Genomic DNA, 24,959 nt, shown 5'->3' on the forward strand with positions numbered 1-24,959 from the left:
TTTCACCGTCGCCCTTTCAGGCACAAGGCGAGATCTCCCCAGGTAAGAACGCAATCCTTCCCCGCACAACCGCCGAATTTACGCTGCCGCCCTTTGACCACAAGAGCTTCGCGATTTGCAGCTCGCTCGCCCTGGTCAGCATCGCCTTATATCCAGTTCTTGTTCATCGGCTCGCGGTTTCGATTCACGCTTCCTCCCCACACTCGGTCGCCCTCATGCAGTTGCGCTTCACTTCGTTCGCTGTGGTCAGCTCACGGTGGGACTTTCACCCACAAGATTGCGCCCATGCTGGGCGCACAACAAAAAAGGCCCCAGGGTTCACACCCCAGGGCCTTTTTGCATTTCAGTCTTGGATCAAGCCGCCTTGGCTTCCGGCTGGCTCAGCGAGCGGTTCAGTGCGCTGAACAGCGCCTTGAAGCTCGCCGTGGTGATGTTTTCATCAATGCCCACGCCATGCACCGCACGCTCGCCATTGACTCGCAGCTCGATGTACGCCGCCGCCTTGGCGTTGGTGCCGGCGCCGATGGCGTGCTCGTTGTAGTCCATGATCTCCACCGGAATCGGCAGGCCGGCCACCAGGGCTTCCAGGGCGCCGTTGCCCTTGCCGCGCCAGTGCAGGTTGGTTTCGCCCTGGCCTTTGCTCGCCACTTCCACTTCCACGGCGCTGTTGCCGTTTTCTTCCTGCAGGCGATGGCTGACCAGCGCGTACGGGGTGTTGGCTTGCAGGTATTCACGCTGCAGCAAGGCATGGATCTGCTGGGCGGTCATTTCCAGGCCCAGGCGATCGGTTTCGCGCTGCACCACCTGGCTGAACTCGATCTGCATGCGACGCGGCAGGCTGATGCCGTATTCCTGCTCCAGCAGGTAGGCGATGCCGCCCTTGCCCGACTGGCTGTTCACACGAATCACTGCCTCGTAGCTGCGGCCAATGTCGGCTGGGTCGATCGGCAGGTACGGCACTTCCCACAGGGTGTCCGGTTTCTGCTGGGCAAAGCCCTTGCGGATGGCGTCCTGGTGCGAGCCGGAGAACGCAGTGTGGACAAGGTCGCCGACGTACGGGTGACGTGGGTGCACCGGAATCTGGTTGCACTCTTCGACCACTTTGCGCACGCCGTCGATGTCGGAGAAGTCCAGTTCAGGGTTGATGCCCTGGGTGTAGAGGTTCAGCGCCACGGTCACCAGGTCGACGTTACCGGTGCGTTCGCCGTTGCCGAACAGGCAGCCTTCGACACGGTCGGCGCCGGCCATCAGGCCCAGCTCGGTGGCGGCCACGCCGGTGCCACGGTCGTTGTGGGTGTGCAGGCTGATCAGCACGCTGTCACGACGGGTGATGTTGCGGTGGAACCACTCGATCTGGTCGGCGTAGATGTTCGGGGTGGCGACTTCCACGGTGGCCGGCAGGTTGAGGATTACCTTGCGCTCAGGCGTCGGGTTCCACACTTCGATCACGGCGTCGCAGACTTCCTTGGCGAACTCCAGCTCGGTCGCGCTGAAAGTCTCTGGCGAGTATTCGAACTGCCATTGGGTTTCCGGCTGCTGGGCGGCGTATTTGACGAACAGCTTGGCCGCGTTCACCGCGATTTCCTTCACGCCTTCCTTGTCCTGGTTGAACACGATGCGGCGGAACGACGGGCAGGTGGCGTTGTACAGGTGGACGATGGCTTTCTTCGCGCCGCGCAGGGATTCGAAGGTACGGGCGATGAGGTCTTCACGGGCCTGGGTCAGCACCTGGATAGTGGTGTCGTCCGGGATATGGCCTTCTTCGATAAGGGTGCGCACGAAGTCGAAGTCGGTCTGCGACGCCGCTGGAAACGATGCTTCGATTTCCTTCACGCCGACTGCAACGAGGGTTTTCCAGAAACGCAGCTTCTTGGCCGCGTCCATCGGCTCGATCAACGACTGGTTGCCATCGCGCAGGTCGGAACTGCACCAGATCGGCGCGGCGGTGACGGTCTTCGACGGCCAGGTGCGATCCGGCAGGTTGATGGTCGGGAACGCGCGGTATTTCGAAGACGGGTCTTTGAGCATGCTCATGGGCGGAATCCTTATTGTCGTGGCCGGAAAAAGGCGGCCTGCCGGTGTTTCGAATGGGGTGGCTCTTCAGCCGGGACGAGGTGCCGCGATTCAGCCCGGCAGTCGTGCGCTGACGAGGCACAGGCTGCGGTGCTGGCGAAGCTGGATGAGGGTGTGAGAGGTTTTCATGCCCTCAACCCTAACCGCGTGGACGGGGGGTTGCAAGCAGTCGGAAAAAATTGGGAGAAGTTCTGCTTTTGGGTGGATTTGCGCGATTTAATCGCGCATGTGTCAGGTATGAATGTCAGAAATTGCGTCGATGTTTTGAGCTTGGCAATTTTCGGGAGGGTGGTGATGCGGCTGCCGTCATCGCGAGCAAGCTCGCTCCCACAGGGGATCTCTGGTGGTTGCCAATGTTGTGTTCACCGCAGATCCAATGTGGGAGCGAGCTTGCTCGCGATGAGGCCAGTAGTCTCAACGCAAAATACTCAGGGTTGAAAAGCACCGATAAAAATCGCCGGATCCACCCGCGCATCGTTCAGGCTGATGTTCCAGTGCATGTGCGGCCCCGTCGCCCGGCCCGTGGCGCCGACTTTGCCCACCACGGTGCCCCGGGCCAGTTGCTGGCCGACCTTCACGTCAATCTTCGACATGTGGCAGAACATGCTGATAAAGCCCTGGCCGTGGTCGACAAACACGGTGTTGCCATTGAAGAAGTAATTGCCGGTGAGGATTACCTTGCCGGCGGCTGGGGTCTTGATCGGCGTGCCGGCGGGCACGGCGAAGTCCAGGCCGGCGTGGGGGTTGCGCTCTTCGCCGTTGAAGAAGCGGCGCACGCCGAACTTGCTCGACAGCGGGCCGTTGACCGGTTTGTCCAGCAACAGGTTACTGGGGATGTTCGGGCTGAAGCTGCGGTAGGCCTTCAACTGCACCGCCAGCTCGGCGTTGATGCGCTTGAGGTCCGCCGGGTTCGGGTTGACCTGGCGTTTGTTCGTCAGCGTGATGTGCTGCTCGGGATATTTCTTGTAGCCGACCACGAAAGGCTGGGTGCCGCCGCCACTGCTGATCTGCTGCGTGCCGGGCTGGACCGTCAGCGGGATGCCGACAATCGCCAGCCAGTTCTGCTGTTCCTTGACCACCAGCACAGGTTTGCCCTGGTACGTGGCTTTGGGTGCCTGGGCCGCGCTGCCCAGGTCCACCACGGCCACACCGCCGGGCACCGGTTTGTTCAACAAGCGGGTGATGTAACTGTCGGCGTGGGCGTTGAAGGTCAGGCACAGCAGGAACAAGGAGGCGAGATATCGCGGCATGAATCAATCCAGTAAAGAAAGGGTGACCGGCGTCAGGTGATTGTCTTCGACCCGCACCAGCAGTTCGCCTTCGCCGAGCTTGGCGGTCAGGCGCTGGCCAGTCCGGGTTTGCCCGGCGCTACGGATCGCATGGCCACGCTCGTCGAGCAGGATGCTGTAGCCACGACCGAGGGTCGCCAGCGGGCTGACGATGTGCAGCGTCTGCATCTGGTTTCGTAGCTGGACGCGTCGCGTCTTGAGGCCTTCGCGCATGGCCCGGGGCAAGCGTTCGGCGAGGCTGTCCAGGCGTTGGCGCAGCATGGCCAACTGTCGGCCCGGATGTTGCCCGGCCAGGCGGGTTTCCAGGCGGATCAGGCGTTCGCGGCGGGTATTGAGGCTGCGTTCGAAGGCCCGGCGCATGCGCATGTCCAGGTCGTCGAGGCGCTGGGCTTGCTGGCGCAGGCGTTCGCCGGGATGACGCAGGCGGCGAGTGAGGCCTTCGAGGCGCAATTGATCGCGCATCAGCCGGTCGCGCATGCGCATCACCAGCCGGCGATGCAGGCTCTCGACCCGGCGCACCAGGTCGCCGGCATCAGGCGCCAGCAGTTCGGCGGCGGCGGACGGAGTCGGCGCGCGCACGTCCGCGACGAAATCGCTGATGGACACGTCGGTCTCATGGCCGACGGCGCTGACGATCGGCGTGACGCAGGCGTCCACCGCCCGGGCCACGGCTTCTTCGTTGAAACACCACAGGTCTTCCAGCGAACCGCCGCCCCGGGCCAGGATCAGTGCGTCGAAACCCCGGGCATCGGCCAGTTTCAAGGCGCGGACGATTTGTGCAGTCGCCTCGCGGCCCTGTACGGCGGTGGGAATCAAGGTCAGGGAAATCTGCGGCGCGCGGCGGCGAAATACGCTGATGATGTCGCGGATCACCGCGCCGGTGGGTGAGCTGATGATCCCAATGCGTTGCGGATGGGCCGGCAACGGTACCTTGCGCTCGGCGCTGAACAGGCCTTCGGCACTGAGCTTTTCCTTCAAGGCATCGAAGGCCAGGCGCAGGGCACCATCGCCGGCCGGCTCCACGGTGTCGAGGATCAGTTGATAGTCGCCACGGCCCTCGAACAGCGAGACCTTGCCGCGCACCTTCACCGCCAGCCCGTCCTTCAAGGCCTGGCGCACCCGTGCGGCGTTCTGCCGGAACAGCGCGCAACGCACCTGGGCTCCGCTGTCCTTGAGGGTGAAATACACATGGCCGGAGGCGGGGCGGGCGAGGTTGGAGATTTCGCCCTCGACCCAGATGTTGCTGAACACGTCTTCGAGCAACACCCGCGCACGGCCGTTGAGCTGGCTGACAGTCAGGACCTCGCGGTCCAGGCCCAGTCGGGCAAAGGGATCTTTAATCATGGGCGGCATGATAAGGGGATTCGCCAAGGGTGTGCAGACAATTAGACCGGGTTGTCTGCATCGCGAGCAAGTTCGCTCCCACAGGGGATCCATGTCGCACCGAAGATCAAATGTGGGAGCGAGCTTGCTCGCGATAGCGACAGACCGATCACCACAAATGCTGGATGTCCCCCCATCATCTGGCTAAAGTCCCCGCTCTCCATATCAAGGAAGTGCCGGATGGATCTTCTGTCATGGTTGGGCCAGTGGGCCTTTGCCCCGATGCAATGGCTGGTGATCGCCTCGGCCATCGCCCTGGCCTACATCGTCTTCGGCATCGCCGGGTTCGGTACGGCGCTGGTGGCGGCGCCCATCCTGCTGCTGTTCATGCCCCTGTCGAAGATCGTCCCGCTGCTGGTCTTGCTGGATTTCGTCGCGGCGTTCGGCAATCTGTTACCGTCGCGTCGGGACGTTGCTCGGCCTGAGTTGCTGCGGCTATTGCCGTGCATGGCGGTGGGTTGCACCTTGGGCGTGATCTTCCTGCTCAACCTCAAGTCCGATCTGTTGCTGCTATTGATGGGGCTGTTTATCAGCGCTTATGCGATCTACAGCTTGTTGATAAAGACCCGACCGGCGCAGCTATCGGCGCTGTGGTCGATCCCGATGGGCACGGTGGGCGGATTGTTCGGTGCGCTGTTTGGCAGTGGCGGCTTTTTGTATGCGATCTACCTGAACAGCCGTTTGTCCAAGGAGGCGGCGCGGGCGACCCAGAGTGCGCTGATCAGTTGCAGCACGGTGGTACGCTTGAGCCTGTTCGTTATCGCGGGCGTGTATGCCGAGCTACCCTTATTGGTACTGGCGCTGTGTTTGATGCCGGCCATGGCGCTGGGGTTGTGGGTGGGGCGTCGTCTGACCATGAAATGTCGCGAGAGGCCTTCGTGCGCCTGGTCACGTGGCTGGTGCTCGCCAGTGGCCTCGCGTTGATCGGACGGTACCTGAGTGCTTGACCTGATCCCGCCAGGGATTAAGCTGCCGGCCTAGATCCGCAGGGAAACCGCCAGGCCTCGCCATGAATTCGCAAAGCATCATCGTCCCGAAAATTTCCACCCTGCCGGTCCACGAGCCTCGAGCGCGGGCGATCGTGCGCTGGCTGGTGCGCAAGAACATCGTCGAGGAACAACTGACCACCTGCGGGCGTACCGGCAATCGCATGGCCCACGCCATCGCCCCGGGTGCCCGCGACGTGGTCCTGCATCCCGACGCGTTGCCGTTCGGCGAACCGGTCAACGGCCTGGAGATCATCACCAAGCGCTGCATCTATACGCCGGCCAAGGGCTTTCTCGAAGAGGCGGGTTGTGCCGAGTGTCGCAAGGAGATTGGCGAAGCGCTGTTCGAAAGCCTGGAAGACTGGATGCCGGGGCGCACCGATAATTTCACCTGCCCTGAATGCGGGCATGAGGATGACATCAATGGCTTCCTGTTCCTGCAACCCTGCGCTTTCTCCAACCTGGGTTTCATCTTCAACAACTGGCTGGAGGCGGGATTCAAGCAGGGCTTTATCGATGAATTCGCCGATTGGCTGGATCAGCCGGTGAGTTGGGTGAAGGTGGAGTTGTAGATAGGTACACCACAGGATGCTTTTGTGGCGAGGGGATTTATCCCCGCTGGGCTGCGCAGCAGTCCCCAAGCAGTCGACTCAATCTGCCAGATGTACCGCATGGTCTGGGTTTAGGGCCGCTTCGCGCCCCAGCGGGGATAAATCCCCTCGCCACAGGGTTTGGTGTACAACAAGAATTGTTGGTTTTAGCCCCGTCAATCACCCCCGCAATAATAGACAGAGTTTTACATTGAGCCAGACGGGGTGCATGAGTATAATGGCGCGCTTCCATTTTCCCGCTCGGGAGCCCCCGCGATGCTGCGTATAAGCCAAGAAGCTCTGACCTTCGACGACATTCTCCTAGTGCCCGGTTATTCCGAAGTACTGCCTAACGAAGTCAGTCTCAAAACCCGTCTCACCCGTGGCATCGAACTGAATATCCCCCTGGTTTCCGCCGCCATGGACACCGTGACCGAAGCCCGTCTGGCCATTGCCATGGCCCAGGAAGGCGGTATCGGTATCATCCACAAGAACATGACCATCGAACAGCAGGCCGCCGAAGTGCGCAAGGTCAAGCGGTTCGAGGCTGGCGTGGTCAAGGATCCGATCACCATCGAGGCTGACGCCACGGTCCGGGATCTGTTCGAACTGACCCGCATGCACAACATCTCCGGCGTTCCGGTGCTGCACGATGGCGACCTGGTCGGCATCGTCACCTCCCGCGACGTGCGTTTCGAGAACCGCCTGGATGCCACCGTCCGCCAAGTGATGACGCCTAAAGAGCGCCTGGTCACGGTCAAGGAAGGCACCAGCAAGGACGAAGTCCGCGAATTGCTGCACAAGCACCGCATCGAACGTGTGCTGATCGTCGACGACAAGTTCGCGCTCAAGGGCATGATGACCGTCAACGACATCGAAAAAGCCAAGGCCTACCCGCTGGCCAGCAAGGACGACCAAGGTCGTCTGCGCGTCGGCGCCGCCGTCGGCACCGGCAAGGACACCGGTGACCGCGTCGCGGCCCTGGTCAACGCCGGTGTTGACGTGGTGGTGGTTGACACCGCCCACGGTCACTCCAAAGGCGTGATCGACCGTGTGCGCTGGGTCAAGCAGAACTTCCCTGACGTCCAGGTGATTGGCGGCAACATCGCCACCGGCGCAGCCGCGAAGGCCCTGGCCGACGCCGGCGCCGACGCCGTCAAGGTCGGTATCGGCCCTGGCTCGATCTGCACCACCCGCATCGTCGCCGGTGTCGGCGTGCCGCAGATCAGCGCCATCGCCAACGTCGCCGCCGCCCTTGAAGGCACCGGTGTGCCGTTGATCGCCGACGGCGGTATCCGCTTCTCCGGTGACCTGTCCAAGGCCATCGTCGCCGGTGCCTACTGCGTGATGATGGGGTCGATGTTCGCCGGTACCGAAGAAGCACCGGGCGAGATCGAGCTGTTCCAGGGCCGTAGCTACAAGGCCTATCGCGGCATGGGCTCGCTGGGCGCCATGTCCCAGGCCCAGGGTTCTTCCGACCGTTACTTCCAGGACTCCTCCGCAGGGGCCGAGAAGCTGGTGCCGGAAGGCATCGAAGGTCGCGTGCCGTACAAGGGCACCCTGAGCGCCATCATCCACCAACTGATGGGCGGCCTGCGTTCTTCCATGGGTTACACCGGCAGCGCTGACATCGAAGAGATGCGCACCAAGCCGGAATTCGTGCGCATCACCGGCGCCGGCATGGCCGAGTCCCATGTCCACGACGTGCAGATCACCAAGGAAGCGCCGAACTATCGGGTCGGCTGACGCCGACAGCTATAAGCCACAAGTTATAAGCTGCAAGCGGGGCTGTGTTCATACAGCTACCGCGCAGCCTCCGATTACTTGCAGCTTGCAGCTCGAAGCTTGCAACTGCTTTATAGAGTTTCTTCCATGGCCCTCGACATTCACGCTCACCGCATCCTGATCCTCGACTTCGGTTCCCAGTACACCCAGCTGATCGCCCGCCGCGTGCGTGAGATCGGCGTGTACTGCGAACTGCATCCGTTCGACATGGATGACGAAGCGATTCGCGAATTCGCGCCTAAAGGCGTCATCCTCGCTGGCGGCCCCGAGTCCGTGCACGAAGCCGACAGCCCGCGCTGCCCGCAAGCCGTGTTCGACCTGGGCGTGCCGGTCTTCGGCATCTGCTACGGCATGCAGACCATGGCTGAACAGCTGGGCGGCAAGGTCGAAGGTTCGGACCTGCGTGAGTTCGGTTATGCCCGCGTCGACGTGGTCGGCAAGAGCCGCCTGTTGGACGGCATCGAAGATCACGTCGACGCTGATGGCCTGTTCGGCCTCGACGTGTGGATGAGCCACGGTGACAAGGTCACCAAGATGCCGGAAGACTTCCACATCCTCGCCAGCACTCCGAGCTGCCCGATCGCCGGCATGTTCAACGATGATCGTCGCTATTATGGCGTGCAGTTCCACCCTGAAGTGACCCACACCAAGCAGGGCGGCCGCATCCTGTCGCGCTTCATCCTCGACATCTGCGGGTGCGAAGCCCTCTGGACCCCGTCGAAGATCGCTGAAGACGCCATCGCCCAGGTCCGCGCCCAGGTCGGTACCGACAACGTGTTGCTGGGCCTGTCCGGCGGCGTCGACTCCTCGGTGGTTGCCGCGCTGCTGCACAAGGCCATCGGCGACCAGCTGACCTGCGTGTTCGTCGACAACGGCTTGTTGCGCCTGCACGAAGGCGAGCAAGTGATGGCCATGTTCGCCGAGAACATGGGCGTCAAGGTGATCCGCGCCAACGCCGAAGAGCAGTTCCTGAACAACCTGGCCGGTGAGTCCGACCCGGAGAAGAAGCGCAAGATCATCGGCCGTACCTTCATCGACGTGTTCGATGCCGAATCCTGCAAGCTGGACAACATCAAGTACCTGGCCCAGGGCACCATCTACCCCGACGTGATCGAGTCGGCCGGCGCCAAGAGCGGCAAGGCCCACGTGATCAAGTCCCACCACAACGTCGGTGGCCTGCCGGAAGAGATGAACCTCAAGCTGGTCGAGCCGCTGCGCGAACTGTTCAAGGATGAAGTGCGTCGCCTCGGCCTGGAACTGGGCCTGCCGTACGACATGGTCTACCGCCACCCATTCCCGGGCCCGGGCCTGGGCGTGCGGATCCTCGGTGAAGTGAAGAAGGAATACGCCGACCTGCTGCGTCGCGCCGACCACATCTTCATCGAAGAACTGCGCAAGGCCGACTGGTACCACAAGGTCAGCCAGGCGTTCGTGGTGTTTCAACCGGTGAAATCGGTGGGCGTGGTCGGCGACGGCCGTCGCTACGCCTGGGTCGTGGCCCTGCGCGCCGTGGAAACCATCGATTTCATGACCGCGCGCTGGGCACACCTGCCCTACGAACTGCTGGAAACTGTTTCCGGGCGGATCATCAACGAAATCGAAGGTATCTCTCGCGTAACGTATGACGTGTCGAGCAAGCCGCCGGCGACGATTGAGTGGGAATGAGTCAGGCTTAGATATCTGACTGCTGACGGCCGCTATTGGCCCTGGCGCCCGTTTTGAACAAAAGCCCTGTGGATAACTTCCATGGGGCTTTTTTCATTTTGGCTCAATTCCAGGCTTCGTCAGCTTCCGCCCGTAGTGCCCTAGCGTGACGGTAATGGGAGGGCGGTGCCGTCACCTTTCGCTACGATTACCCGCCTTAGCGGTTTTCCGGAAACGCTTATCATCGGGCGGCATGGCCCCAAGAGTATTTCATCGTACGGTTCACGAGGATCTGTCACATACCAACCTATCTCCTCGTTTGAGACGCTGCTGAGTGGCGCCGCTTGAAGGGGATGCATAGGTTGTCATTTGACAACCTTGCTGATCATGCGAATACTGGAAATAACGGATGATTCGTCCAACGCACCCGAAGAAAGAAATCGAAGAAACGCTTAGGTATGCCGAAGGGCAGGGGTGGCGCGTAGACGCTGGTGGCAGTCACGCCTGGGGGCGGGTTTATTGCCCGTACAAAGACGCGGAATGCCGCTGTGGCGAATTCTGTATTACATCGATATGGAGCACGCCGAAGAATCCTGCAACCACGCGCGAGCATTGCGACGCGTCGTGGACAATTGCACTGCGCATCGCAATAGGCGCGACGCTGAAGGCGATGATGAGGAATAGAACAATGGACTATATTTTTACCTTGAAATATCAGCTTGCTGACGATGGCTGTGCCGTGGATGAACTGGTGGAGCGGCTGGGAGAAGCGGGTTGCGACGATGCCCTGGTCGGCATCGGGCAGCCGGGGCGGCTGGCGCTTGAGTTCACTCGCGATGCGCCTGATGCGGCCAAGGCGGTGCTTAGCGCTCTGGCCGATGTCCATCGGGCGGTGCCGTCGGCCAAATTGATCGAGGTGGCACCTGATTTGGTCGGGCTGACTGACGTAGCGGAGATCGTAGGTGTGTCTCGGCAGAACATGCGCAAACTGATGTTGGCTCATCCAGGCAGCTTCCCGACGCCGGTGCACGAGGGGAGTGCATCTATCTGGCATTTAGCAGACGTGCTGACCTGGCTGCAGGCCAGGGGCAGCTATTCGCTTACCAAGAATGTGATGGAGGTGGCCCAGGTGGCGTTGCGGGTCAACATTGCGAAAGAAGGGCGGCGGTTTCCCGGTAGGGTTTCCAAAGAGCTGGAAGCTTTGGTTGGGTGACAGCCCCCTAGGGAGTCGCTGAAGTAGGACCCCGACAACATGGACGTGTCCCAGGCTTTCAACGAGCCTGAATAAAGGAATATATGGTTTCTATCAGCGTATGCGGTGAAGACAAGACCCGACAGTTCAGCGATTGGAAAATCAAAAGTGACAGGAGCGGTGGGCTCTTGTTGACCGGCTGCTTTCCTTCCGGCAAGAGCTATTCCTGGCCGCTTGAAGATTGTGAGATCGTTCCTACCCGAGTGGAGAGTGGCCAGCTTCTGCGCAGGACGGGCAGTGCAGTGGTCAATCCCATCGAGAGCGCTGTGATCTACGGCGAGAGATATGCGGTTATTCAGTATGCCGGGAAGACGACAAAGTATGTGTTCAGGTTGGACTCCATCGAGCTAGTCGAGTCGACGCAAATCAAGGACGACCCGATCTTTCAATATTTCCGCTCCATCGCCATTGGCCGGGTCGATAACGGCGTGAAACCTGGCGACAAAGAGATCGCCGAAAATGTACTGCGGCAGTTGAACGCAATACCTTCAGTTGCAGGCACGGCGTTGCACGCATATTGCTTCGGGCAGAATGGACAGCAGGCGCAAGCGGGTCATTTCATTTTTCCATTTGGCATCAATGAAAGTCAGCTCCAAGCCGTCGAACGGGCGTTCACCTCCCAAGTCAGCCTGATTGAAGGTCCTCCAGGTACAGGCAAGACCCAGACCATTCTGAATATCATCGCCAATATCCTGCTGCGTGGAAAAACCGTGGCGGTGGTCTCCAACAACAACTCAGCTGTCGCGAATGTTTGTGAAAAGCTGGGCAAGTCTGGCCTCAATTACCTGGTCGCTGAATTAGGCAGTAAAGACAACCGCGAAACATTTTTCGCCAAGCCATGCTCCCGGCCCTCAGCGGTTCCCGAGGTAGCACCCTCGATGGAGCACATCCAGGCTGTCCTGCAGCAACTCCAAGGGCATCTACATGCTCGCAATGCGGTGGCACGGTTGCAGATTGAAATCGATGAGCTGGAGGTGGAGCGGCGTTATCTGCGGCAATGGCAGCAGGATAACGGCGTGCAGATACCGGTTCTGGACAAGTACAAGCTCACCCCGCAAAAGGCCGCTGACCTGATGGCTTATCTGGCCCATCTTGCGGGCGGCCGCGTCAGGGTAAAGGACAGGATTGAGCTGCTGTTCAATTTCAGGATTCTGCGCATCAGGCCATTCGATAACTGGGAAAAGCGCAAGTCGATGTTCTATGGCCTGCAACTCCACTACTACGACAAGGCATTGCAGGAAAAAAGCACGGCACTGGAAAGCCTTCAGCAAACGTTGCGACTTGGCAATTACCAAGCGCTTCTAGAGGAACTGACCAGCGCTTCAATGAAGTATCTCAAGCAGCACCTGCATCAGCATGTGCCCACGCCTGAACCCTTTGACGCCAAGGACTACAAGCGCAGATTCGATGAGTTTGTTAAGCGTTACCCGATTATTTCCAGCAGCACGCATTCAATCATCAACTCCCTTCAAGCAGGGGCGATGCTTGACTACGTGATTATCGACGAGGCTTCGCAACAAGATATCGTTCCGGGAATATTGGCGTTGGGCTGCGCTAAAAACCTGATTATCGTTGGCGATAGAAAACAGTTGGCGCATATCCCGGCAAAGCTGGGCCTCACAGCCCCCAAGGATGACTACGATTGCGAGAAGCACAGCCTGCTCGATTCGTGCGTCAATGTATTCAGCGGTTCTATTCCGGTGACGCTGCTCAAAGAACACTATCGCTGTCACCCGCGAATCATCCAGTTCTGCAATCAGCAGTTCTACGATAACCAGTTGATCCCGATGACGAAGGACAGCGGGGAAAAGCCGTTGTCGCTGCTGGTCACCGCCAAAGGCAATCACACGCGAAAGACAACTAACCTGCGGGAGCTGGATTCTCTGCTGGTGATACTTGATAGTGAGGGCGAAGGTGCATGGGAGGGCGAGGACGGCAGGGGCTTCATTGCGCCGTTCAGGGCACAGGCCACGCTGTCGGGCACGCTTTTGCCGGCTGACTTCGTCAATGACACCGTTCACAAATTCCAGGGCCGTGAGTGCGACGAGATCGTCTTCTCCACCGTATTGGACAAAAAGAGTATTACCCCGAAATTCCTGGAGTTCGTGGATGATCCGCGCATGGTCAATGTAGCGATGTCCCGTGCTAAAAATCGTTTTACTCTGGTCACGGGAGACGATGTTTTCTCTGCGAACAACGGACATATCGCGGCGCTGGTGCGCTACATCGAATACTACGCAGAGGACAGGCAGCTGCATCGCGCGCCAGTGATATCAGCCTTCGACCTGCTCTACGAGGAGTACGACCTGTCGCTTGAGCGCCTCAACAAGCGGTTACGGCAGGAAGACTCCGTTTACAAGTCCGAGCAGATTGTGGCGCAGATACTGCGTGACACCCTGGATCAGGAGGTTTGCCGGGGGCTCAAGTTCCATTCGCAGATTGCATTGAACCTGGTGGCTTCGGCCGCGAATGCGAGTCTGACACCGAGAGAACTGGCGTTCATGGCCAACGGTGCCAGTTGTGATTTCGTGCTCTATTTCAAAGTCGGGAAAACGCCGCTGGGAGTGATAGAGGTCGACGGCGGCAGCCATGACACGCCACAGCAGGCGGAACTCGATGCATTGAAAAACAGCATCTTGCGCAAAAGCGGTATTTCTTTACTGCGTTTGCGTACCGTCGAAAGCCATATCGAACAACGGGTGGCCGCGTTCGTGATGCAGTGGGCAACTAACGTTTCAAAGGAAACAGCAACCTAGATTGAACCACTCAATCATGCCCTGTCCGCCGCTCAAGCGGCCACCGCCGACTTCACCGCCGCGCGGCAAACCTCAAGTCCCATCAGCCCGTGGCGTTGACGCGGCTGCGGGTGGAATTGCGGGATGTGGCACGGATAGACCGGGTCGGGTTGAGCGAGGCCGGTGTGGCGGGCGTGATGACGCTCGACAACGGCGTGGTGCATCTGATTACCGGCTTGCAAGGCTGAACCGCCGTAGAAACTGTGTAGGAACTATGTAGGAGCTATGTAGGAGCTGCCGAGTGCAACGAGGCTGCGATCTCGTCCCAGACAATTGAGTCGCAAGCGAAAGATCAAGTTTAAGATCAAAAGATCGCAGCCTTCGGCAGCTCCTACATGCAGCCCAACGGGAGCAAGCGTCCTCTCCACATGGGAGATCGGCGTGGGTTCCAGGCGCGTTCTATACTCCTGGCAGCCATTGCGGTGGCAAACACATCGCAATAAGGAGCCGTCATGAACGACACTCAAAAACTCGCCGCCCTGCGCATCGTCTTGATCCTGGTTGGTCTGATTGCCGTTTTCGCGATCTGGCCGCTGATGATCCTGTGGCCGTCCGGCTGGGCGTGGCACAGCGGCCATTCCGACTATCCGCTGATGATTGTCGGCATCTACGCGACGCTCGGCGTGTTCCTGCTGAGGGCGTCCCGCGAGCCGATGAAACACCTGAGCCTGATCGGGTTCACCGTGTGGTCGAGCGTCGTGCATGGCGCGATCATGGCCGTGCAGTCGTTTGGCGTCGGGATGGACGGGATGTCGCACTACGGGCATTTGCTCGGCGATGTGCCGGCCTTGTTTGTCGTCGCGGCGGCGCTGGCCTTTTTTACGCCTCGCGGTGTGAAAACACGCTGACCGCTCGGGTCATTGTCCTGTCGGAAAAAGACCGCCGCACGTTTTTTTCATCTTGGTTTCCTTACCGTTTCTCATCTGCGGGTGTATCGTATTCGCCTTTTGCGGGCCCACCGGTCCGTCGCAGATGCAGAGGTAGTCGCGTTCATGTCCTTTACCCGTCGCCAAATTCTCGGTGGCCTGGCCGGTCTTGTTGTCGTAGGTGTGGGTGCAGGCGGCGCGTCGCGGTACTGGTTGGGCAAGATGGCCGATGCCGAGGCCGGTCACGATTATGAATTGATCGCCGCGCCTTTGGACGTGGAACTGGTGGCCGGGCACAAGACCCAGGCCTGGGCGTTTGGTCCGTCGGCGCCGGGCACCGAGTTGCGGGTGCGCCAGGGCGAATGGCTGCGGGTGCGTTTTATCAATCACCTGCCGGTCGCGACCACGATTCATTGGCACGGCATCCGCTTGCCACTGGAAATGGACGGCGTGCCGTACGTCTCGCAGCTTCCGGTGTTGCCGGGCGAATATTTCGACTACAAGTTCCGCGTACCGGACGCCGGCAGTTATTGGTACCACCCCCACGTCAACAGCAGCGAAGAACTCGGGCGAGGGTTGGTCGGGCCGCTGATCATCGAAGAGCGCGAGCCGACCGGTTTCAAGTTCGAACAGACATTGAGCCTCAAGAGCTGGCACGTGGACGAGCAAGGCCAGTTCGTCGAGTTCAGCATCCCTCGCGAGGCGGCGCGTGGTGGCACGGCCGGGCGGTTGTCGACCATCAACGGTGTGCCGCAGGCGGTCATCGATTTGCCGGCCGGGCAGATCACTCGCGTGCGCTTGCTCAACCTCGACAACACGCTCACTTATCGCATCAACATTCCTGGCGTTGAAGCGCAGATCTATGCGCTGGACGGTAACCCCATCGAGCCGCGCCCGTTAGGCAAGGAATATTGGCTGGGGCCGGGCATGCGCATCTGCCTGGCGATCAAGGCGCCGCCGGCCGGCGAAGAATTGTCGTTGCGCAATGGCCCGGTACGCCTGGGGACCTTGCGTTCGGTGCCCAATAGCGACGCGCCGACCCCATGGCCGCCTGCATTGCCGCCCAATCCGGTGTCGGAGCCGGACCTGGCCAAGGCCGAGAAACTCAACTTCAATTTCGAATGGGTCGGCTCGGTGTCGGTCAACACGGACAACGGCAAGCCACCGAGCCTCTGGCAGATCAACGGCAAGGCTTGGGATATCACCGACAAAACCTGCGCCGACCGGCCGATCGCCACGCTGAAGAAAGGCCAGAGCTACATTTTTGAATTGAAGAACATGACCCAGTACCAGCATCCGATCCATTTGCACGGCATGAGCTTCAAGGTGATCGCGTCGAACCGCCACAAAGTCATCCCGTATTTCACCGACACCTACCTGCTGGGCAAGAACGAGCGGGCGCAGGTGGCATTGGTGGCGGATAATCCGGGCGTGTGGATGTTCCATTGTCATGTGATCGACCACATGGAAACCGGCCTGATGGCCGCCATCGAGGTGGCGTGATGCGCCAGATTCGCCCCGCCAGGATCATTGACCGCAGCCGCGACCAGGACTTCATGCGCGAAGCCTTGGCCCTCGCCGCACAAGGCGCAGCCCTCGGTGAAGTGCCGGTGGGCGCGGTGCTGGTGCAGGATGGCGAGGTCATCGGGCGCGGCTTCAACTGCCCGATCAGCGGCCACGACCCCAGCGCCCACGCGGAAATGGTCGCGATCCGCGCCGCCGCCCAGGCGGTGAGCAACTATCGCCTGCCCGGCAGCACCCTCTATGTGACGCTGGAACCGTGCAGTATGTGCGCCGGCCTCATCGTTCACTCACGCATCGCCCGGGTGGTCTATGGGGCGCTGGAGCCCAAGGCCGGCATCGTGCAGAGCCAGGGACAGTTTTTCAGCCAGGGCTTCCTGAACCATCGGGTAATGTTCGAGGGCGGTGTGTTGGCTGAGGAGTGCAGCACGGTGCTGAGCGAGTTTTTCAAGGCCCGAAGAGCCAAGCCTCAAGACTGAACACAAAACCGGTGGCGAGGGTGCTTGCTCCCGCTGGGCTGCGCCTGTAGGAGCTGCCGAGTGAAACGAGGCTGCGATCTTTCCCCAGGCACTTGAGTCTCAAGCCAAAGATCAAAAGATCGCAGGCTTCGCCAGCTCCTACAGAGCCGAGCGGGAGCAAGCTCCCTCGCCACAGTGATCGGTGGTTTTCGGATTTGTGATGCCTGGCTATTTCCGCGCCACAATCACCGCCCGCATCGGCGCCGGCAGGCCTTCGATGGTCTTGCTGTGGTCTTCAGGGTCGAGGAAGTCGCTCAGCGACTGATATTTCATCCACTCGGTACTGCGTTGTTCTTCGACGGTGGTCAGGCTCACGTCCACGCAGCGCACATCGCTGAACCCGGCGCGGCGCAGCCAGCGTTCCAGTGCCGGCACGGACGGCAGGAACCATACGTTGCGCATCTGCGCGTAGCGGTCCTCGGGCACGAGCACCTGGTGTTCGTCGCCCTCGATCACCAAGGTCTCCAGCACCAGTTCACCGCCCTTGACCAGGCAATCCTTCAAGGCAAGCAAATGCTCGATCGGCGATCGGCGGTGGTAGAACACGCCCATGGAAAACACCGTGTCGAAGCCTTCAAGCTCCGGCGGCAGGGCTTCGAAGGGGAACGGCAGGTGCCAGGCGTTGGGCTGCGACAGGTAGCGCTGCACCGCCTGGAACTGGCAAAAAAACAGCCAGTTGGGGTCGACGCCGATCACCGTGTCCGCCCCGGCACCCAGCATGCGCCACATGTAGTAGCCATTGCCGCAGCCCACATCGAGGATGCGCTTGCCCTTGAGATCGAGATGCGGGGCGACGCGCGACCATTTCCAGTCCGAGCTCCATTCGGTGTCGACGTGCACGCCAAACAGGTCGAAAGGCCCTTTGCGCCATGGCGACAGGCCCATCAACGCGGTACGCATTTGCGTCCGGGTTTCGTCGGAACAATCGGTGTCGAGGGTCAGGCCATTCAGCAGATCCACCGTGGTCGGCTGCAAGACCGGTAGCGCATCGAGCGCGCTTTGCCACCGCTCCAGATCGCCATGACCCTTTTCCATCTTGGCGTCCAGCTGCGCCTGCAGCGTCGCGGCCCAATCGGCCAGGGGCGTGCCGGCCAGATGGCGGGCGAGGGGAGACAGATCAATCATGGCAAGGCAATCAACGAGGCGAAGTTTAGACACTGGAACCACGGCACGACTTTCGAGAACCCGGCCGCCAATAGGCGTTCGCGGTGTTCTTCGAGGCTGTCGGGCTTCATGACATTTTCGATGGCACTGCGTTTCTGGGCGATTTCCAGCTCGCTGTAGCCGTTGGCGCGTTTGAACGCCACGTGCAGGTCGGTGAGCAACGCGTGTTCCTCGGCATCGTTGAAGCGCAGCTTCTCCGAAAGGATCAGGGCGCCACCGGGCAGCAACGATTGGCGGATGCGGGTCAGCAGCGCGGTACGCTGGTCCGGCGCGATGAATTGCAGGGTGAAGTTCAACGCCACCACCGAGGCCGGCTGGAACGCCAGGGCCAGGATGTCGCCCTCGATCACCTCTACTGGCAGCAATTCCTGGAACATCGAGTCCTGGCCGTTGAGGTATTCGCGGCAACGCTCGACCATGGCCGCCGAGTTATCCACCGCGATCACCCGGCAACCGTCGGTCCGCACATGGCGGCGCAGGGCCTGGGTCACCGCGCCGAGGGATGATCCCAGGTCATACAGCACGCTGTTGGGCTGGGCAAATTGCGCCGCGAGCACACCAAGGTTCTCGACGATGGTCGGGTAGCCGGGCACCGAACGCTTGATCATGTCCGGGAACACCCGCACCACGTCTTCATTGAAGGCGAAGTCGGGGACCTGGGCCAAGGGTTGGGCAAATAGGCGATCGGGTTCTTTGCTCACGGCGGTTCCAGCGGCTGGAGGGCGAAAAGGCCGGCATTTTAACCAGAAAATCATCGGTTCTGTGCGGCTTTCAAATGGCCGTTTGCCTATCAGCCAACGCTGCTCAATTCACCGAAATGGCGCAATCAAAGGTTTCCACGGGCGGCACTTCCGGTGCCCACGGCTGTTGATAAGTCAGGCGCAAGCGCCCGCTGCCACCCGCGAACGCCTGGAAACGCCAGGTCGATACGCCGGCGGCGCCGACTACGCCAGCGTCTTCTGGGTTGCGATAGACCTCCGGGCCGAGGCCTTTCAGAACGCCGCCGGCCGAGTCCTGGATGCTCCAGCGATAGCCTGTGGTGGGGTTGCTCGGCAGGCTCAGGATCAGGTTCTGCCCGCTGTTTAGTCGTACAGGGCACTGACTTTGCTTTTCGAGCGTCACGTTTTGTTTAGGCTGTGTGGCGCAGGCGCTCAGCAGGGCGAGGCTGACCGGGACGAGCAGGCGGGTAAGGGACATAAAGACTCCGGCATTCACGACGAGCGGCGAGCATAACCGAAGATGCTACTGGGTGTGTCAGGTTGGAGAGGGGCTGGTGCTGATGACGCCTTCGCGAGCAGGCTCGCTCCGACAAGGGTTTGGTGTGGATCATAAGTTCAGTGAGCCACACCTATCTCCTGTGGGAGCGAGCCTGCTCGCGAATGGCGCCTTACAGCCACCCGATGATGATCAGAACAACACCTTCGCCACATCCGCAAACCGCTTGGCGAAATGCACCGTGACGCCTTCCTTCAGATAATCCGGCAGTTCCTCGAAGTTACCTCGGTTGGCGTCCGGCAGGATCAGTTCGTTGATCTTCTGTCGTCGCGCCGCGATGACTTTCTCGCGTACGCCGCCAATCGGCAGCACGTGTCCGGTCAAGGTCAGTTCGCCAGTCATGGCCACGCCTTTCTTCGGAGGCTGGTTGCGCGCCAGGGACAGCAGGGCGCTGGCCATGGTTACGCCGGCACTCGGCCCGTCCTTCGGCGTGGCGCCTTCCGGCACGTGGAGGTGGACAAAGGCCTCGTCGAAAAACTTCGGGTCACCGCCGAACTGCTTCAGGTGCGAGCTGACATAACTGTGGGCAATTTCCGCCGATTCCTTCATCACCTCGCCCAGTTGCCCGGTCAGCTTGAAGCCGCGGTTGAGCGTGTGGATGCGCGTCGCTTCGATCGGCAACGTGGCACCACCCATGCTGGTCCAGGCCAGGCCGGTGATCACCCCGACGCCGGACAGCACCTGCTCGTTGCGGAACACCGGTTTGCCCAGGGAGGCCTCAAGGTCCTTCGGTCCGAGCTTGATCACCGCTTTCGGATCATCGATCAGTTTCATCACGGCTTTGCGCACCAGTTTGCCCAGTTGCTTTTCCAACTGGCGCACCCCGGCTTCACGGGCGTAGCCGTCGATAAGGGCCTTCAGGGCGCTGTCGTTGATGCTCAGGCTGCCCTTGGACACGCCGGCCTTGGCCAGTTGCTTGGGCCACAGATGGCGCTTGGCGATGGCTACTTTTTCTTCGGTGATGTAGCCCGACAGGCGAATCACTTCCATGCGGTCCAGCAGTGGGCCGGGGATCGAGTCCAGGGTGTTGGCGGTGCACACGAAAAGCACTTTCGAGAGGTCCAGGCGCATGTCCAGGTAATGGTCGAGGAATTCGACATTCTGCTCGGGATCGAGGGTTTCCAGCAGCGCGGACGCCGGGTCGCCTTGGTAGCTCTGGCCCATCTTGTCGATTTCGTCGAGCATGATCACCGGGTTCATCACTTCGACATCCTTGAGCGCCTGCACCAACTTGCCCGGCTGGGCGCCGATGTAGGTGCGCCGGTGGCCCTTGATCTCGGCTTCGTCGCGCATGCCGCCGACGCTGAAACGGTAGAACGGTCGCCCGAGGGATTCGGCGATCGATTTGCCTACGCTGGTCTTGCCCACGCCCGGTGGGCCCACCAGCAGGACGATGGAACCGCTGATTTCGCCTTTATAGGCGCCCACGGCGAGGAATTCGAGGATGCGGTCCTTGATGTCGTCCAGGCCGGCGTGATGCTGGTCGAGCACCTTGCGGGCGTGCTTGAGGTCGAGCTTGTCCTGACCGTACACGCCCCACGGCACCGACGTCGCCCAATCCAGGTAATTGCGCGTGACGGCGTATTCCGGTGAACCGGTCTCCAGGATCGAGAGCTTGTTCATTTCCTCTTCGATGCGCTTCTGCGCTTGGGCCGGCAGGACCTTGCCTTCCAGGCGCTGCTCGAACTGTTCGAGATCGGCGCTGCGGTCGTCCTTGGTCAGCCCCAGCTCCTGCTGGATGACCTTGAGCTGTTCCTTGAGGAAGAACTGGCGCTGATGTTCGCCGATCTTGCTGTTTACCTCGGCGGAAATCTCTTTTTGCAGCCGCGCGACCTCGACTTCCTTGCGCAGCATCGGCAGCACTTTTTCCATGCGCTTGAGCATCGGCACGCAATCGAGCACTTCCTGCAGCTCGCTGCCGGTGGCGGAGGTGAGCGCGGCGGCGAAGTCCGTCAGCGGCGATGGATCGTTGGGGCTGAAGCGGTTGAGGTAGTTCTTCAGCTCTTCGCTGTACAGTGGGTTGAGCGGCAGCAGCTCCTTGATCGCGTTGATCAGCGCCATGCCGTAGGCCTTGACCTCATCGGTCGGCTCGCTTGGCTGGTGCGGGTACTCGACTTCCACGAGGTACGGCGGGCGATGATGCTTGAGCCAGGTGCGAATGCGCACGCGGGTCAGGCCCTGGGCGACGAACTGCAACTTGCCGGCTTCACGGCTGGCGTGGTGGACCTTCACCAGCGTGCCGTACAGCGGCAGCTTCGAGGTGTCGAAATGACGCGGGTCTTCCTGGGGACTGTCCATGAAGAACAGCGCCAGGGAGTGATGTTCGGACTTGGCCACCAGTTCCAGGGTTTCGGCCCACGGTTCTTCGTTGACGATGACCGGCAGCACCTGGGCCGGGAAGAACGGGCGATTGTGGATTGGAATGATGTAGACCTTGTCCGGCAGGCTCTGGCCAGGCAGGGCCAGGCCGGTGCCGGAGGAAGTGTGTTCGATGTGCTCGGATTCAGCGTATTCGTTCGTGGCTTCAGTAGAGTGCTGGTCGCTCATGGGGCACCTGCGCAATGGGGTATGGGGTCTTAGATGGGGCAGGTGGGGGGTGGTTTCAATGGGCGGCGATTGTTAACGGCTATTTCATTGGAGGGCGTTGGCCCGTAGGCGCTGCCGAGCGAAGCGAGGCTGCGATCTTTCTCCTGATGCTTGAGTTTCAAGCGAAAGATCAAAGGATCAAAAGATCAAAAGATCGCAGCCTGCGGCAGCTCCTACAGAGGCGGGTCAGGCGACCCGGTTCAAGTCGTTATGACGCGTTTCCTTCAGGCACATCACTGCGATCACGCTGAGCACGGCGGCTCCGGAAACGTACCCGCCGACGTAGCTCAGGCCACCCATCGCCACCAGCTTCTGGGCGAAGAACGGTGCGGCGGAGGCGCCGACGATGCCGCCCAGGTTGTAGGCCGCTGAAGCACCGGTGTAGCGCACGTGCGTAGGAAACAGCTCCGGCAGCAAAGCGCCCATCGGGGCGAAGGTCACGCCCATCAGGAACAGCTCGATGCAAAGGAACAGCGCCACGCCGCCAGTGGAGCCCTGGGTCAGCAACGGCTCCATGAGGAAGCCCGAGGCCACCGCCAGCAGGCCGCCGCCGATCAACACTGGCTTGCGGCCAAATCGGTCGCTGGCCCAGGCCGACAGCGGTGTCGCGGCGGCCATGAACAACACCGCAAAGCACAGCAGGCCAAGGAACGTTTCGCGACTGTAGCCCAGGCTCGCAACGCCATAGCTCAGGGAAAACACCGTGGAGATGTAGAACAGGGCGTAACACACCACCATCGCGGCCGCGCCGAGCAATGTGGGCGCCCAGTACTGGCTGAAGAGCTCGACCAAAGGGATTTTCACCCGTTCCTGGCGGGCCATGGCGCTGGCGAACACCGGCGTCTCATGGAGCTTGAGGCGTACGTAGAGGCCGACAATCACCAGTACGGCGCTGAGCAGGAACGGAATCCGCCAGCCCCAGGACCGGAACTGCTCGTCATCCAGGGTCATGGCCAGGGTCAGGAACAGCCCGTTCGCCGCCAGGAAGCCGATGGACGGGCCCAGTTGGGGGAACATGCCGAACCAGGCGCGCTTGCCTTTGGGCGCGTTCTCGGTGGCCAGCAAGGCCGCGCCGCCCCATTCGCCGCCAAGCCCCAGCCCTTGGCCGAAACGCAGCAGGCACAGGAGGATGGGGGCCCAGGCGCCGATGCTGGCGTAGCCGGGCAGCACACCGATGAGGGTCGTGCAGATGCCCATCAGCAGCAGCGATGCCACGAGGGTCGACTTGCGCCCGATGCGGTCGCCGAAATGGCCGAACAGCGCCGAGCCCAGCGGACGGGCAAGGAAGGCGATGCCGAAGGTCAGGAAGGACGACAGCATTTGTGCCGTGCCCGAGGTCTGCGGAAAGAATACCGGCCCGATCACCAGGGCGGCGGCGGTGGCATAGACGTAGAAGTCGTAGAACTCGATGGCGGTGCCGATGAAGCTCGCGGTCGCCACGCGGCTGGCCGAATTGGTCGGCTGGACAGGCACGGCGTCGTTGCAGGTGGTGGTTGTCATGCGGTTATCCCTGACAGTCATGTGCTCCGTTGGAGCGAATTATTATGGTCGAACACCCAGGGATGTGGGGTGGGCGCTGTCGCTGTTCCGGGTAGGAACAGTCGCAGGGATGAAGCGGATATTGCGGTGAACGACCCGCAACCTTCCGTGCGCAGGGTAGGCTCGGGGCTTGGGCGGGGCTGGATAAGCGAATTGAGTATAAGAAGGAGGCTAACGAATCAACAAGAGCGCTCGCACACAATATTGAAGCGTGCGCTGAGCTTTTTTGTGGCGAGGGAGCTTGCTCCCGCTGGGCTGCGCTGTAGGAGCTGTGTAGGAGCTGTCGAGTGCAACGAGGCTGCGATCTTGTCCCAGACAATTGAATCGCAAGCGAAAGATCCAGATCCAGATCCAGATCAAAAGATCGCAGCCTTCGGCAGCTCCTACACGCAGCCCAGCGGGAGCAAGCTCCCTCGCCACAAGGGTTGTCCGGTCGAAACAGGGATTCAGGAAACAGTAGGCACGGTGCTGTTATGCCACACCAGCACCTGGCTGACGCGGTTGTCGACGGTTTCGATGATTTCCAGCCGATAGCGGCCGATCTTCAGGCAGACCGGGCTTTCCGGGATGGTCTCCAACGCTTCGGTCACCAAGCCGTTGAGGGTCTTGGGGCCGTCGCAGGGCAGGTGCCAGCCGAGGGTCTTGTTCAGTTCGCGGATCGATGCCGCGCCATCGATCATCAAGCGCCCATCGGGTTGGGGATGGACATGCGGGTTGTCGAGACTGTGCTCGCTTTCGAACTCGCCGACGATTTCTTCGAGGATGTCCTCCAGGGTCACGATGCCCAGCACCTCGCCATATTCGTCCACCACCATGCCCAGGCGCCGCTGCTGTTTGTGGAAGTTGAGCAACTGCAATTGCAGCGGTGTGCTTTCAGGTACGAAGTACGGCTCGTGGCAGGCGGCGAGCAGCGCCTCCTGGGTCAGGCTCGCATCCGCCAGCATATGACGGATCTGCCGGGTGTTGAGCACTGCTTCGACCTGGTTGATGTCGCTGTGGAACACCGGCAGCCGGGTGCGCCGGTTCAGGCGCAACTGCTCGATGATCTCGCCGATGGGGTCGTCCAGGTTGATCCCGTCCACCTCGCTGCGGGGCACGAGGATGTCGTTGACCGTGATGTTGTCCAGCGCATGGATGCCGGAAATCGGGTGTATCCGACCGTTGCCCTGCTCCTGTTCCTGTTCGGCGCGGGGTGTTGCGGGTGGTTCATCGTCGCTTTGCTGGACTGCGCGGGCCTTGCGGGCAAAGGGGCGTAGCAACAATTGGCTGAGGCCATTGAGCAGCCAGGCGGCGGGGTAGAGCATTTTCAACGGTACGCCGAGCAAGGTGTTGCCCAAGCCCAGCACGGCATCGGGAAAACGGCTCGCCAAGGTGCGAGGCAGGTAATCGGCGAACACCAGCAGGGCCGCACTGGTGCCGAGCCAGGCCAGCCAGGGGCCGTTTTCCAGCCAGGTGAAGAGTGCCAGCAACGTGGCGATGACCACGGCCAGGGTACGGCAGAAGGTATTGCACAGGATCAGGCTGGCCAAGGGGAAGCTCAGGCGTGCCAGCGGTTTGTCACTGGCGCGCGAGGCCCGGCGCTGGGCCAGCAAGTGTTGCTGGGCAGCTTCGATGGCCGTGAACAGGGCCGACCAGAGGATCAGCACGACCATTACCGCAAACATGGGCCCTACGGGCAGGCTCTCCATCAGAC

The 24,959-nt window shown here is 61.0% G+C and carries 17 protein-coding genes and 3 pseudogenes; 11 read left to right on the top strand and 9 right to left on the bottom strand.

Annotated elements, in window-relative coordinates; all coding sequences use genetic code 11:
* Window positions 1–354: 354 nt before the first annotated feature.
* The 3 genes from leuA to xseA form a co-directional block, all read right to left on the bottom strand.
* Window positions 355–2,034, bottom strand: a complete 1,680-nt coding sequence (gene leuA, locus M8Q45_RS02345) for a 2-isopropylmalate synthase (protein WP_249873427.1) — start codon at window positions 2,032–2,034, stop codon at window positions 355–357.
* A 467-nt stretch (window positions 2,035–2,501) separates the two neighbouring features.
* On the bottom strand, window positions 2,502–3,323 hold the full coding sequence (locus M8Q45_RS02350) for a peptidoglycan DD-metalloendopeptidase family protein (protein ID WP_249873428.1): 822 nt from the start codon (window positions 3,321–3,323) through the stop codon (window positions 2,502–2,504).
* Between the two features lie 3 nt (window positions 3,324–3,326).
* Window positions 3,327–4,706 carry an exodeoxyribonuclease VII large subunit gene (xseA, locus tag M8Q45_RS02355; protein ID WP_249873429.1) on the bottom strand — a complete coding sequence of 460 codons (1,380 nt, stop codon included), beginning with the start codon at window positions 4,704–4,706 and terminating at the stop codon, window positions 3,327–3,329.
* A 261-nt stretch (window positions 4,707–4,967) separates the two neighbouring features.
* Between xseA and M8Q45_RS02360 the strand changes: the two are divergent.
* From M8Q45_RS02360 to tadA, 11 genes and pseudogenes are all read left to right on the top strand, one after another.
* Window positions 4,968–5,692: pseudogene (locus M8Q45_RS02360) on the top strand (sulfite exporter TauE/SafE family protein).
* A 62-nt stretch (window positions 5,693–5,754) separates the two neighbouring features.
* Window positions 5,755–6,303, top strand: coding sequence for a sugar ABC transporter ATPase (locus M8Q45_RS02365; protein ID WP_249873430.1), 549 nt, complete (start codon window positions 5,755–5,757; stop codon window positions 6,301–6,303).
* 294 nt (window positions 6,304–6,597) lie between these two features.
* Window positions 6,598–8,067: an IMP dehydrogenase gene (gene guaB / locus M8Q45_RS02370; protein WP_181286984.1), complete on the top strand. Its 1,470-nt coding sequence runs from the start codon at window positions 6,598–6,600 to the stop codon at window positions 8,065–8,067.
* Window positions 8,068–8,193: 126 nt separating this feature from the next.
* On the top strand, window positions 8,194–9,771 hold the full coding sequence (gene guaA / locus M8Q45_RS02375; protein ID WP_045155136.1) for a glutamine-hydrolyzing GMP synthase: 1,578 nt from the start codon (window positions 8,194–8,196) through the stop codon (window positions 9,769–9,771).
* 388 nt (window positions 9,772–10,159) lie between these two features.
* Window positions 10,160–10,434: pseudogene (locus M8Q45_RS02380) on the top strand (hypothetical protein).
* 4 nt (window positions 10,435–10,438) lie between these two features.
* Window positions 10,439–10,963 (top strand): helix-turn-helix transcriptional regulator, encoded by a 525-nt coding sequence (locus M8Q45_RS02385; protein WP_249873431.1) that lies wholly within the window; start codon window positions 10,439–10,441, stop codon window positions 10,961–10,963.
* Window positions 10,964–11,046: 83 nt separating this feature from the next.
* A complete protein-coding gene (locus M8Q45_RS02390) occupies window positions 11,047–13,758 on the top strand; it encodes a DEAD/DEAH box helicase (RefSeq protein ID WP_249873432.1) in 2,712 nt (903 codons plus the stop codon).
* Between the two features lie 68 nt (window positions 13,759–13,826).
* Window positions 13,827–13,985: pseudogene (locus M8Q45_RS02395) on the top strand (PTS sugar transporter subunit IIB); the annotation flags it as partial.
* Window positions 13,986–14,249: 264 nt separating this feature from the next.
* Complete coding sequence (locus M8Q45_RS02400; protein WP_249873433.1) at window positions 14,250–14,645, top strand: DUF6632 domain-containing protein; 396 nt, start codon at window positions 14,250–14,252, stop codon at window positions 14,643–14,645.
* 144 nt (window positions 14,646–14,789) lie between these two features.
* Window positions 14,790–16,166 (top strand): multicopper oxidase family protein, encoded by a 1,377-nt coding sequence (locus M8Q45_RS02405; protein ID WP_249873434.1) that lies wholly within the window; start codon window positions 14,790–14,792, stop codon window positions 16,164–16,166.
* Window positions 16,166–16,663 (top strand): tRNA adenosine(34) deaminase TadA, encoded by a 498-nt coding sequence (tadA, locus tag M8Q45_RS02410; RefSeq protein WP_249873435.1) that lies wholly within the window; start codon window positions 16,166–16,168, stop codon window positions 16,661–16,663. The genes M8Q45_RS02405 and tadA overlap by 1 nt, the downstream gene beginning before the upstream one ends.
* A 207-nt stretch (window positions 16,664–16,870) precedes the next feature.
* Here tadA and cmoB read toward each other — a convergent pair whose 3' ends face one another.
* The 6 genes from cmoB to M8Q45_RS02440 form a co-directional block, all read right to left on the bottom strand.
* The gene (gene cmoB, locus M8Q45_RS02415) at window positions 16,871–17,827 is read right to left on the bottom strand and encodes a tRNA 5-methoxyuridine(34)/uridine 5-oxyacetic acid(34) synthase CmoB (RefSeq protein WP_249873436.1); all 957 of its coding nucleotides are present in this window, start codon (window positions 17,825–17,827) and stop codon (window positions 16,871–16,873) included.
* Entirely contained in the window at window positions 17,824–18,567 is a 744-nt protein-coding gene (gene cmoA, locus M8Q45_RS02420) for a carboxy-S-adenosyl-L-methionine synthase CmoA (RefSeq protein ID WP_249873437.1), read from the bottom strand. The genes cmoB and cmoA overlap by 4 nt, the downstream gene beginning before the upstream one ends.
* 103 nt (window positions 18,568–18,670) lie before the next feature.
* Entirely contained in the window at window positions 18,671–19,063 is a 393-nt protein-coding gene (locus tag M8Q45_RS02425; RefSeq protein ID WP_249873438.1) for a protease inhibitor I42 family protein, read from the bottom strand.
* Between the two features lie 210 nt (window positions 19,064–19,273).
* Window positions 19,274–21,688 carry an endopeptidase La gene (gene lon, locus M8Q45_RS02430; protein WP_030139565.1) on the bottom strand — a complete coding sequence of 805 codons (2,415 nt, stop codon included), beginning with the start codon at window positions 21,686–21,688 and terminating at the stop codon, window positions 19,274–19,276.
* A 225-nt stretch (window positions 21,689–21,913) separates the two neighbouring features.
* Window positions 21,914–23,227: an MFS transporter gene (locus M8Q45_RS02435; protein ID WP_249873439.1), complete on the bottom strand. Its 1,314-nt coding sequence runs from the start codon at window positions 23,225–23,227 to the stop codon at window positions 21,914–21,916.
* A gap of 485 nt (window positions 23,228–23,712) precedes the next feature.
* Complete coding sequence (locus M8Q45_RS02440) at window positions 23,713–24,954, bottom strand: CNNM domain-containing protein (RefSeq protein ID WP_249873440.1); 1,242 nt, start codon at window positions 24,952–24,954, stop codon at window positions 23,713–23,715.
* Window positions 24,955–24,959: the final 5 nt, after the last annotated feature.

Origin of the sequence: Pseudomonas sp. T1.Ur (assembly GCF_023516725.1) — a bacterium.
GTDB lineage: Bacteria > Pseudomonadota > Gammaproteobacteria > Pseudomonadales > Pseudomonadaceae > Aquipseudomonas > Aquipseudomonas alvandae.